The following is a 10,932-nucleotide window of genomic DNA, read 5'->3' as shown; positions in this document are numbered from 1 at the left end:
GATTCCGCCGGGCCAAGGCGGCCGCCGGAATAAAGGGGATGTGCCGGCAGGCACATCCCCTTCATGTCAGTAGCGGTAGTGGTCCGGCTTGAACGGCCCCGCTTCCGGCACGCCGATGTAGTCAGCCTGCTTCTTCGAAAGCTTGGTCAGCTTCACGCCCAGCTTCTCCAGGTGCAGCGCGGCGACCTTCTCATCGAGGTGCTTGGGCAGCACGTAGACGCGGTTCTCGTATTCGTCGTTCTTGGTGAACAGCTCGATCTGCGCCAGCGTCTGGTTGGTGAAGCTGGAGGACATCACGAAGCTGGGATGACCGGTGGCGCAGCCCAGGTTCACCAGGCGACCCTTGGCCAGCACGATGATCTGCTTGCCGTCGGGGAAGGTCACCAGGTCGGTGCCCGGCTTCACTTCCTTCCAGTCGTAGTTGTCGAGCGCGGAGATCTGGATCTCGCTGTCGAAGTGGCCGATGTTGCAGACGATCGCCTTGTCCTTCATCGCGGCCATGTGCTCGCCCGTGATGACGGCTTCGTTGCCGGTCGCGGTAACGAAGATGTCGCAGCGGGTAACCGCCTCTTCCATGGTGACGACCTCGTAGCCTTCCATGGCGGCCTGCAGGGCGCAGATCGGGTCGATCTCGGTGACCATGACGCGGGCGCCGCCCTGGCGCAGCGAGGCGGCCGAACCCTTGCCCACGTCGCCGAACCCGGCAACGCAGGCGACCTTGCCCGCCAGCATGACGTCGGTGGCGCGGCGGATCGCGTCGACCAGCGATTCACGGCAGCCGTAGAGATTGTCGAACTTGGACTTGGTGACGCTGTCGTTCACGTTGATCGCGGGGAACGGCAGCTTGCCGTCCTTGGCGAGGTGATAGAGGCGGTGGACGCCGGTGGTGGTCTCTTCCGAAACACCCTTAATCGCGTTGACGGTGCGCGAAAGGTAGCCCGGCTTCGCCTTGAGGAATGCCTTGAGAGCGCGAACGAACTCGATTTCCTCGGCATTGCCGGGCTCGAACAGCGGCTCGCCTGCTTCCACACGCGCGCCCCACAGCGCGAACATGGTGGCGTCGCCGCCGTCGTCGAGGATCATGTTGCAGGTGAGGTCCGGATGGCCGTCGCTCGACCAGTCGAAGATGCGACCGACGTAGTCCCAATAGTCCGACAGCGATTCACCCTTGATGGCGTAAACCGGGATGCCCTGCGCGGCGATCGCGGCAGCAGCATGGTCCTGGGTGGAGAAGATGTTGCAGGTGGCCCAGCGCACTTCCGCGCCGAGGGCGACCAGCGTCTCGATCAGAACGGCGGTCTGGATCGTCATGTGCAGCGACCCGGTGATCCGCGCGCCCTTCAGCGGCTGGCTGTTTCCGAACTCCTCGCGCAGAGCCATCAGGCCCGGCATCTCGGTCTCGGCGATGTCGATTTCCATGCGCCCGAAATCGGCAAGGGCGATGTCGGCGATGGCATAGTCGGGGGCAGTCATCGGGGCAGTGGCCACGGGCGCGAACTCCTGGATAGCAGAGAGACGGCGCCGCTTCGATGCAGCGCCGTCGATACGCTGCTCCTAGCCCCTCAACCTTTGCGAGGCAAATATAAAGCTATCTTTATATGATGGCGCCGCAATGCTGGACCGGTCGGCGAGAACGCCGGAGCGCATCCCGGCCGAATAGGCGACCTAGCGGCGTTGCCCGCGCGCGAGGCGCCCCTATATCTGCGGCTCCAGCGATTCACCTCCAGGAAAGGACCAATGCCATGACCATCGCCGTGGGCGACAAGCTGCCCGACGTGAAGCTGATCAAGGTGGGCGAGAGCGGACCCGAGCCGGTCCAGTCGGCCGAATACTTCGCCGGAAAGAAGGTCGCCCTGTTCGCGGTGCCGGGCGCCTTCACGCCCACCTGCTCCGCCAAGCACCTGCCCGGCTTCGTGGAGAAGGCGAGCGAGCTGACGGCCAAGGGGATCGACGAGATCGTCTGCACCTCCGTCAACGACGCCTTCGTGATGGGCGCCTGGGCCAAGGGTTCCGAAGCCCGCGACGTGACCTTCCTCGCGGATGGAAACGGCGAGTTCGCCCAGGCCGTGGACCTGGTGATGGACGGCTCGGGCTTCGGCATGGGCACCCGCAGCCAACGCTACTCGATGGTCGTGAACGACGGCGTGGTCGAGCAGGTCAACGTGGAAGCGCCGGGGACCTTCGAAGTGAGCTCGGCCGATTACCTCCTCGGCAAGCTCTGAAACGACAAGGTGCGGACGCCTCTCCAGGGGGCGTCCGTAGCCTCTGCCGACATCGGCGAGGCGTTAGAACGCAGGCTCCGCTTGTTGGGCCGCTCCGGCCACGTTAGCAGTCGTCCCGGGCCCAGGTCGGCGGAGGGAAGCAGCATGGCACGTTCGGTAGTCGTCACCGGTGGTTTCGGCGTTCTGGGGCAGGCGGTAGCACAAGCCTTCGCGGGTGCGGGCGACCAGGTGGCGCGCATCGACTTCGCGCCGGAGCCGAAGACAGACCTTCCCGGCACACTGGACGTCGGCGGCGTGGACCTTACCGAGGCCGCATCCACCGCAGCAGCGCTCGATCACGTGGTGGCGGCCCATGGCGGGATCGACGTCCTGGTCAACGTGGCCGGGGGATTCCTCTGGGAAACGCTGGAAGGCGGCGCCATCGCCTCCTGGGCCAAGATGCAGGCGATGAACCTGACCACCGCGGCGACGATCACGCAGCTCGCGCTCCCTCACCTGAAAGCCTCCGCCGCCGGCCGCATCGTCAACATCGGCGCGGGTGCGGCGCTCAAGGCCGGCATGGGCATGGGCGCCTATGCCGCCTCGAAGTCGGGCGTACACCGCCTTACCGAGGCTCTTGCAGAGGAGCTCGCGGGATCGTCGGTCACGGTCAACGCCGTACTGCCCAGCATCATCGACACGCCCGCCAACCGGGCCGACATGCCGGATGCGGATTTCTCGACCTGGGTGCAGCCCGCCGCGGCCGCGGACGTCATCCTGTTCCTCGCCTCGGATGCGGCGCGGGCGGTGACCGGGGCGCTGGTCCCGGTGACCCGCGGAGGCTGAGGCTCAGCGCCTTTCGGGGACATAGACCACCACCCCGTCGGCGGCGAAGATCCGCCGCCAGGAGGGGCTGCGGGAAAGTTCGCCTGCCAGGGGTGCGTTGTGGCGGGAATCGAGCACGAAGGCGGCCGGCCGCCACTTTCGCTCGACGTCGACCAGGGGAACAATGCCGTTCTCGATGCCCCCGTTGTACTGCCATTCCTGCCGCGAATACCGGTAGTAGCGGCCGTCGTAGGCCACCCGCCAGGCGGGATATCCGGTGTCGATGATGACCCCGCCGAAGGGGAAATCGCCGTAGACGGTGCCGCGGACACCCTCCTGCTTCAGGCGGGCGACGGCGGCCAGCGGCAGGCCGGGCGAGAAGCGCGTGGGGAACACCACCGGCGACAAGGCGGCAACAAGGCCCACACAGGAGAGCATTAGCGCGACATGAGCGCGCTCGGGCGGGACCCGCCGCGCCCCACCCGCGGCGCGGGCGACGACCGGGACCATCGCGACCGCCCAGAACAGCACGAAGCGATAGGCGGCCACCGTCATCACCAGCAAGCCCAGGAAAACCGCCAGTTCCGCCGCGTCCACACGCGAGGGCCTGCGCATCGCCAGCCACACCGCGACAAGGCCCACTGCCAGCACGGGAAGCGCATTGGTGTGGTTGGCGGGGATCCACAGCGGCAGCCACTCGCTGGCCCCGATCGCCATGCTCGCCTCGGCATTGCGGGCAGAGACGGGGAGGATTCCCACCCCATCGGGGGTCAGGAACACCGCAGCGAGGCCGGCGAGCGCCAGCGCCGTCGGCACGAGCGGCACAGCCCGTCGCCGGTCGCGCAGCCAGGCGAACCACCCCGGGAGCGCCGCAAGGCCCATCGCGGCAATCCCCACGGTCACCGAGGGATGAAGGTTCTGCCAGGCGACCAGCAGGATCGCGCCGAGACCGATCGTCGGGGCGGGCCGCAGTTCCAGTCGACGCAGCGCCAGCAGCAGGCCGAAGCACAGGCAGGCGAAGCTCTGGGGGCGGACGCTCGCGGCCGGAAGCGCCGGCAGGACGGACAGCCCCAGCGCCAGGGCCACCGCCAAAGCGGGGGCGCCCCGCAGCCGGCAGGCCGCGGCCACGGCCCAGAAGCCCCCCACCCAGCACAGCGCATCGACCAGGCGCAGGAGCTCCCAGCCCCCGACCCGGCGCGCCAGGGCCAGGATCGCCTGCCCGGCCCAGGCCACCGCCGGAAGCGGCTCCCCCAGGTGGAGCGCCGCGAAGGGCTCCCCCTGCACGGGACCGCCGCGCTCGAGGATCATCTCGCCCAGCTTGAGCTGCCAGAAGATGTCGACGTCCCAGACCTTGCGCAGCAGCAGCACCGCCAGCATCGCTGCCGGCACCAGCGCAAGCAGGTATCCGGCGCGCGATCGCCCGCCCGCAGCCCTGTCGTGCCCGTCGTCCTGCCCTTGCCCGATCATTCGCCGATTCCGCCCGCCTGCGCCGCCTGTCGCCGCAAGCGAAGCGGGTTTCAAGCCCTCATGATCGCGGGCCGTGCCGCGGCCGGATCAATAGCCCATCAGGCTGAGCACTTCCTTGCGCGACCGCTCGTCCTCGAGGAAAGTGCCCATCATCCGGCTGGTTATCATGCCCACGCCCGGCGTCCGCACGCCGCGCGCGGTCATGCAGGCGTGACTCGCCTCGATCACCACCGCGACGCCCTGCGGCTTGAGGTGATCCCAGATGCACTGGGCCACTTCGGCGGTCAGGCGCTCCTGGATCTGCAGCCTGCGCGCGAACCCGTGCAGCACCCGCGCCAGCTTGGAAATGCCGACCACGTGGTTGCGCGGCAAGTAGGCGATCGCCGCCTTGCCGATGATAGGCGCCATGTGGTGCTCGCAATGCGACTGGAACGGGATGTCCTTGAGCAGCACGACCTCGTCGTACCCGCCCACTTCCTCGAACACGCGCGACAGGTGGAGCGCCGGATCCTCCTTGTAGCCCTGGCAATATTCCAGCCAGGCTCGCGCCACGCGCTTGGGCGTGTCGAGCAGCCCCTCGCGCGCCGGGTCGTCTCCAGCCCAGGCGATGAGCGTGCGGATGGCGTCCTGGACATGCGCCGGAACCTCGGGCTTGCCCAGCGGGTTGTCTTCGTCTGGACCGACCAGGCTGCTCATCCCTCGCTACTCCTTCTCAATCTCTTCATGAGTCGGATACGCATCAGCTGTCCCTTCCGCCGGAACAACCCGCGCCGCTCAATCGGCTCGAACATTTCGCCGGGGCGTTCCGGATCGAGCACGCCACTGCCGGCAAGAGCTCTTTCAGCTTCCGAGAGGTCTGGCAAGGGCAGAGGCTCCAGATGCTTGTGCTCGGGATACCCTTGCGCGTTGAAGGCCGCGACCATCGCGATCATCGAACCGTGCCGCTCGATGCCCGCGGCGATCTCCTCCTCGGCGACCCCGCAGTGCTCGGCCAGCAGGCGCAGGCGGATCTTGGTGATCTCCGGCTCGACCCCCGTATTGACGGGCCGCGTGCTGTCGATGAACACGTCGCACTCGCTGTCCAGCCCCATCGAGCGGTTGTTCATGTTGGCGGACCCGACGCGGAGGATCTCATCATCGACGATCGTCAGCTTGGCATGCACGTAGATCGGGGTGCCATCCGCGGCGACGGGATTGAAGATCGCGAAGCGACCGTGGCGGTCCGCCGCCTGCAGCGTCTCGACCAGCTCCACGCGCGCGAGGTCCATCGCGACCTGTTCCAGCCAGCCGTCCGCCGTCCGGGGATTGACGATGAAGAACTCGGGCGGATCATCCTCCATCAGCCGCTCGCACACGGCCTCGGCGATTGCCCGGGAGGCGAAATACTGGGTCTCCGCGTAGACGAAGCGCCGCGCCCGCCGGATTTGCGCGATGAAGAGCTGCTCGATCTCGGACACCTGCTCGCATCCGCCGTATTCCGCGCGCGTGCGGGCGATGCCGACCTCGACGTTCCTGAACTCGGCCGTCAGGCCCTGCGGCCAGGGGCTTTCCGCCTGCGGCCGACAGGGCTGCATCTCGGCCCCGCCCGCCGCCTTCCACCGATCGCGCCCGAGTTCCCCCAGTGCAAGCGCCACTTCGCCCTCCATCATCATGGTGACGTCGTGCCAGGGCCCGTAGAGCCGCCCGCTCGGGCGGCGCCGGCGTCGGTCGTGCGGCAGGTGCTCCGGGGTGTCCCAGCGGTCCGAGGTCATGTCGATGCCGCCGCAGGCCGCAACCATGTCGTCGATCACCACGATCTTCTGGTGGTGGCTGCACCCGACAGGGTGCGCGGAATCGAACTTGAAATTGATCTGCCGCCGCAGCGCCCAGCGCACCAGGTCCACCAGCATCGTCCCGCGGAACAGGTACTTGACGATCGCGAAGTTCCACTTGAGCAGCAGGATCTCCAGCTCCGGGTTCTTCTTCACCAGCCAGACCATGTAGGCCCCCAGCCGTGCCGGGAAATTGCGCTTGCGCCCGCCCTGCCACCAGCGGCGCCCGGTGGAGAGCAGGATCCGCGAATCGAAGTCCCAGCCGATCAGGAAGATCCGCTGGCGCGCCTGCTCCATGGCCTCGCGAATGACTTCGAAGTAGTCGGCCGCGTCGATCACCAGATGGGCCCGGCGCGCCATGGCATAGCGCCAGACCGTGGCCGAGCCGCCCTCCGCGGCCTGCGCCCATTCCTCACCCCCGGTCGGCGCGGGCTGCCGCACCTCCGGTTCCCCTACGCTGACCTGCCCTGCCGGATCTTCCACCACGCCGGATCAAGCGCCGAGCCGCGCTGTTGTTCCCCGCATGCGTGCCCACGCGCGCGCCAGGATATCCGGTGCCGGTGCGCTGCGCCTGAACGCTGTCCGCGCCGTGATGGCGCAAAACGCGTGCAGTTATCCCCAGCCGGGCGGTTTCATCGTACTCAGGGGGCAGCCTGTCCCTGATTTGGGCAACCGTTCACCCCACGGCGCATTGGCGTGACTATGTCTGTCCGCTGTCCTCTTCGCCTTGCGAGAGCCCGGCCTTCGGGCGGTTCTGCCGAAGAGGACGTTTGTCCCGGCGCATCGCGCTTCGGACATCCTTTGCGCCCCGCACCCGGGGCCCGTTTCGAAGCCGTCCCTCCCACGGCTTCGCAGAAGATGGAGTACGCCATGAAGAAAACCCTCATTGCCGCCGCGATCGCAGCGACCAGCTTCGCGCCTGCCGCCGTCATGGCGCAGGCTGCCCCCGCTACCGCCCCCGCCGCGGCACCGGCTGCGACGGCCACCGGTTCGGCAAACCCGACGGTGGGCGCCAAGGTGTTCGACGCGCAGGGCGGCGACGTCGGCACGGTGGAATCGGTGCAGGGTGACATCGTCACCGTCTCCACCGGCACCGCCCGCGCCGGCCTGCCGAAGACGGCGTTCGTCGCGCGCGACAAGGGCCTCACCATCGGCATGACCAAGGCCGAGCTCGAATCGGCCGTGAACGGCGCCAAGGCGGAGACCTCCGCCGCGAAGGATGCCGCGATCGTCGCGGATGCGCCGATCAAGAGCAGCGACGGCATCGTCCTGGGTACGATCACCAAGGTCGTGGGCGACGACGTCACCGTCCAGCTGAGCAACGGCTCCGCGGCTGCCCTGAAGAAGTCCTACCTCGGCCTCGGTGCCGATGGCTCGCTGGCGCTCGGCATGACGGCCGCCGACTTCGCCAAGGCCACCCAGGCGGCAAGCTCGGCGCAGCCGGGTACCGAAGCCGGCGCGGCCGCGGGCGCCCAGGCTGCGGCGACCGAGGGCTCGGGCGAGTAATCCGCCCGCTGCGGCATCGGTCTGCACGAGAAGGGGCCGGGAGCGATCGCCATCGCTCCCGGCCCTTTCGCATGGCGGGGCCACGGCAGCGGTCTCTCCGAAACGAAAAACCCCGCCGTGGGGCGGGGTTTTCGTGTCATGGCTGGCGCGCCCGGAACGATTCGAACGTCCGACCCTCAGATTCGTAGTCTGATGCTCTATCCAGCTGAGCTACGGGCGCGCATGGCCATGTCATGCCTCGAGGGTCGGATCGACCTTCGAGGAAAATGGCGCGCCCGGAACGATTCGAACGTCCGACCCTCAGATTCGTAGTCTGATGCTCTATCCAGCTGAGCTACGGGCGCGTTGGAGGTGCGCCTTTAGGAAGGGAATCGGCCGGGGTCAACGCCTATATCGCGTTTGACGGATTTTCTGCGTCAGGGCCGCGGCACGTGGCGGCACAGGGCCTCTGCCAGCGGATAGTCGAGCGGCGGCATGGGCAGCTGCGAAACCTCTTCGAGCGCGATCCACTGCAGTTCCGCGCCCTGCTCCGCCCGCGGCGTGCCCTGCCACTGCCGGGTCGCGTAGAGGAGCAGGATCAGAGGGCGCGGCGCCTGCGCTCCCGCCTGGCCGTGCTGCGGCTTGCCGGCGACCTGCCCCACCGCGAAGGAGACCGGATGGAGGTCCCCGTGGGCGATCTCGACGCCCAGTTCTTCCGCGATCTCGCGCGCGGCGGCCTGTTCGGGCGTCTCGCCGGGCTCCACCTTGCCCCCCGGGAATTCCCATAGGCCGCCATGCACCGCGCCTGAAGGGCGGCGCTGCACAAGCACCTGGCGCGCCGGATCGAGCAGGGCCACGGCCACGACCAGCAGTGGTGTCGGAAACTCTGTCAGTCTGGCCTCCCGCCCTCAACGCACTTCAACGCCGCAACGCGACCGAAGCGCTCCTTGCACGAACCTCACGGTGGAACATGCCGCTGCATCGCATTCCTGGCCGCATCATGAAATGCCGAAGCGGCGCCTCTTCCGTGGAGTACGGCATGATCCTCGCCCTTGTCGTGCTGCTCGTGCTGGTCGCGATCCAGGCTCTCGCGGGTGGGGCCGTGGCGATGTGGGATCGCATCGCAGCGCAGTCGGATGCCGCCGCACCCGGTAACTAAGCCACTGTTCCTTTAAGGCTTTTTCAAGAATTGCCGTGTAGAGCGCAAATTGCCCGTGGCGCAGAAGAGAAACCCAAGCGAGCGGGCCGGGTACACAAAACTGCTTTTTCAGGAGACAATAGATGAAGTTTCTCGCCAAGCTGCGCCGCGACGAAAAGGGTGCGACCGCCATCGAATACGGTCTGATCGCCGCTCTCATCGCCGTCGCTGCTATCGCAGCCATGCAGGGCATGGGCTCGCAGCTGAGCTCCACCTTCAGCAAGACGTCTTCGACGATGGCAGACGCGAACGCGGAGCCGGCTGCAGACGACTAAGTCGTCGATCGGCTAGCAAACGAAGGGCGGCAGGGTTCACCTGCCGCCCTTTTCGTATGCGCCGTCGGGACGCGCACGGTCGCCGGCCGGCGCTCAGTAGGTGACCAGCTTCACCTTCTGCCCGGGCGCGAGCGTCGCGTCCTGCTGGAGCCCGTTGAGCACCAGGAACCGTTCGAGCTGTCCATCGCGGTAGGCCATCCTGGCCGCCAGCGAGCGGACGGTGTCACCGGCCTTCACGGTCGTGACCCGCAGCAGCCGCGGCTTGACGGTGCCTGCATCGGCCGCCGAGATGCGGCGCAGCGAGCGGAACATCGGGGTGAAGGCCTCCGCCCCGCCCGCCTGCGCGATCGCGACGAAGTGGTAGGCTTGGCCGTTGCCGAAGTCGTAGGCGAACACCACCAGGTCCATGGTGGAGCCCGAGGACTGGACCCGCGCGACGCCGTAGGCCGCGGGGATGCCGTTCACGGTGGTGCGCTGCACGCTGGCCGGCGCGATCCGCGACTGGTTCCCCTCGGTCAGGGTGCCGAAGACGTCGGCGATGTAGGACTCCAGGCCGCCGGTCAGCTTGCCCCCGGCGAACTGCGCCTTGCCCGAGGCGCCGTTGATCGCGACCGCGCTGGTGCCGTTGACCATGTAGAACCCGGCGGGCGCTTCGAAGGCGAAGCGCAGCACCGGGTGGGTGAACTTGCGCCCGTCCACCACGCCCTGCTTGGGATCGTCGCCATAAACCAGCCCGTCGATCCCGCCGAGGAAGGCGTCGCGGTTGGTCGTCCCGGTGCTGGTGGTCCCGGCGTAGGTCAGCGCGCTGCGCACGCGCGAGGCCGGGTCGGGGTGGGTGGAGGCCCATTCGGGCACCTCGCTGCCGCTGCCCCGCAGCTGCGCCTCCAGTGCGTTCTGCCGCGCCAGGCTTTCCAGCACCCCGGCCATGGCGCGGGGATCGTAGCCGGACCGCTTGAGGTAGGTGATCCCGAGCTGGTCCGCCTGCAGCTCCTGCGAGCGCGAGAACTTGAGCGTGAGCAGCTGCGACCCTTGCGAGAAGATCTGCTGCCCCAGCCGGCCGAAGGCGTTGTCGCCCAGCACCGCGCCCGAGAGGATCGAGCCCAGCACCCCCAGCACCTGGTTGCGCTGCGCCGCCTTCTGCCGCTGCGCCGAATGGCGTGCCGCCACGTGGCCGACCTCGTGGCCCAGCACCCCGGCAAGCTCCGCCTCGTTGTTCATCAGCGCCGTGAGCTGCCGGGTGACGTAGATGTAGCCGCCGGGGATGGCGAAAGCGTTGTTCACGGGCGAATTGAGCAGGGTGACCGTGAAGTCCCCGGTGGCGTTCGACAGGCCGGACTGGACCGCGATGCGCTTGCCCACCTGCTCGACGTAGCGCGCCTGGGTTCCGCTCAACGCACCTCCGAATTCCGCCAGCAGCTCGGGATGGGCCTTGGCGCCCTCGGCCTTGTCGCGGGCGGAGATGGCGTAGACCGGTGCCGCGCGCGCGCCGGACTGCGCGTCCAGTGCCGCCGGCCCCACCAGCGCCGGCACCGCCGCGACCAGGGCCACGACGCCGAGCGCGCCTCTCTTCCGCAAGCCGCGCCTGAGTTGAATCGCCATGGCTCTCCTTCCGATGTACGGATCGCGCGCCTCGCAGCGATCCTCTTCCCAGCCCGTCAACGATGGCCCGG

At 68.0% G+C, this 10,932-nt stretch carries 10 protein-coding genes and 2 tRNA genes; 4 read left to right on the top strand and 8 right to left on the bottom strand.

All coding sequences use genetic code 11. The annotated features are described in order from the left end of the window. Positions 1 to 66: 66 nt before the first annotated feature. Positions 67 to 1,473, bottom strand: a complete 1,407-nt coding sequence (gene ahcY, locus ACFFJC_RS06075; protein WP_379486702.1) for an adenosylhomocysteinase — start codon at positions 1,471 to 1,473, stop codon at positions 67 to 69. 269 nt (positions 1,474 to 1,742) lie between these two features. Here ahcY and ACFFJC_RS06070 point away from each other — a divergent pair, with 269 nt between their 5' ends. Together ACFFJC_RS06070 and ACFFJC_RS06065 are read left to right on the top strand one after the other, a co-directional pair. Continuing rightward, the gene (locus ACFFJC_RS06070) at positions 1,743 to 2,222 is read left to right on the top strand and encodes a peroxiredoxin (protein WP_379486600.1); all 480 of its coding nucleotides are present in this window, start codon (positions 1,743 to 1,745) and stop codon (positions 2,220 to 2,222) included. A 144-nt stretch (positions 2,223 to 2,366) separates the two neighbouring features. Further along, positions 2,367 to 3,047 (top strand): SDR family NAD(P)-dependent oxidoreductase, encoded by a 681-nt coding sequence (locus tag ACFFJC_RS06065; protein ID WP_379486599.1) that lies wholly within the window; start codon positions 2,367 to 2,369, stop codon positions 3,045 to 3,047. Positions 3,048 to 3,050: 3 nt separating this feature from the next. Here ACFFJC_RS06065 and ACFFJC_RS06060 read toward each other — a convergent pair whose 3' ends face one another. From ACFFJC_RS06060 to ACFFJC_RS06050, 3 genes are all read right to left on the bottom strand, one after another. Next, positions 3,051 to 4,493 carry a hypothetical protein gene (locus tag ACFFJC_RS06060; RefSeq protein ID WP_379486598.1) on the bottom strand — a complete coding sequence of 481 codons (1,443 nt, stop codon included), beginning with the start codon at positions 4,491 to 4,493 and terminating at the stop codon, positions 3,051 to 3,053. Positions 4,494 to 4,580: 87 nt separating this feature from the next. Continuing rightward, positions 4,581 to 5,189 carry a GTP cyclohydrolase I FolE gene (folE, locus tag ACFFJC_RS06055; protein ID WP_379486597.1) on the bottom strand — a complete coding sequence of 203 codons (609 nt, stop codon included), beginning with the start codon at positions 5,187 to 5,189 and terminating at the stop codon, positions 4,581 to 4,583. Continuing rightward, on the bottom strand, positions 5,186 to 6,664 hold the full coding sequence (locus ACFFJC_RS06050) for a phospholipase D-like domain-containing protein (protein ID WP_379486701.1): 1,479 nt from the start codon (positions 6,662 to 6,664) through the stop codon (positions 5,186 to 5,188). Before ACFFJC_RS06050 ends, folE begins: the two co-directional genes overlap by 4 nt. A 510-nt stretch (positions 6,665 to 7,174) precedes the next feature. Between ACFFJC_RS06050 and ACFFJC_RS06045 the strand changes: the two genes are divergently transcribed. Next, the gene (locus ACFFJC_RS06045) at positions 7,175 to 7,810 is read left to right on the top strand and encodes a hypothetical protein (protein ID WP_379486596.1); all 636 of its coding nucleotides are present in this window, start codon (positions 7,175 to 7,177) and stop codon (positions 7,808 to 7,810) included. A 143-nt stretch (positions 7,811 to 7,953) separates the two neighbouring features. Here ACFFJC_RS06045 and ACFFJC_RS06040 read toward each other — a convergent pair. From ACFFJC_RS06040 to ACFFJC_RS06030, 3 genes are all read right to left on the bottom strand, one after another. Then, a tRNA-Arg gene (locus ACFFJC_RS06040) sits at positions 7,954 to 8,030 on the bottom strand. Between the two features lie 47 nt (positions 8,031 to 8,077). After that, a tRNA-Arg gene (locus ACFFJC_RS06035) sits at positions 8,078 to 8,154 on the bottom strand. A 72-nt stretch (positions 8,155 to 8,226) separates the two neighbouring features. Further along, positions 8,227 to 8,646 (bottom strand): (deoxy)nucleoside triphosphate pyrophosphohydrolase, encoded by a 420-nt coding sequence (locus ACFFJC_RS06030; RefSeq protein ID WP_379486595.1) that lies wholly within the window; start codon positions 8,644 to 8,646, stop codon positions 8,227 to 8,229. 424 nt (positions 8,647 to 9,070) lie between these two features. Between ACFFJC_RS06030 and ACFFJC_RS06025 the strand changes: the two genes are divergently transcribed. Further along, the gene (locus ACFFJC_RS06025) at positions 9,071 to 9,262 is read left to right on the top strand and encodes a Flp family type IVb pilin (protein WP_379486594.1); all 192 of its coding nucleotides are present in this window, start codon (positions 9,071 to 9,073) and stop codon (positions 9,260 to 9,262) included. 93 nt (positions 9,263 to 9,355) lie between these two features. Here ACFFJC_RS06025 and ACFFJC_RS06020 read toward each other — a convergent pair whose 3' ends face one another. Next, positions 9,356 to 10,861, bottom strand: a complete 1,506-nt coding sequence (locus ACFFJC_RS06020; protein WP_379486593.1) for a M48 family metalloprotease — start codon at positions 10,859 to 10,861, stop codon at positions 9,356 to 9,358. Between the last annotated feature and the right edge of the window lie 71 nt (positions 10,862 to 10,932).

Origin of the sequence: Novosphingobium soli, from assembly GCF_042432915.1 — a bacterium.
In the GTDB taxonomy this organism is placed as follows: domain Bacteria; phylum Pseudomonadota; class Alphaproteobacteria; order Sphingomonadales; family Sphingomonadaceae; genus Novosphingobium; species Novosphingobium soli.
The sequence above is the reverse complement of the archived record's forward strand: the minus strand, read 5'-3'. Positions and strand labels throughout refer to the sequence as shown.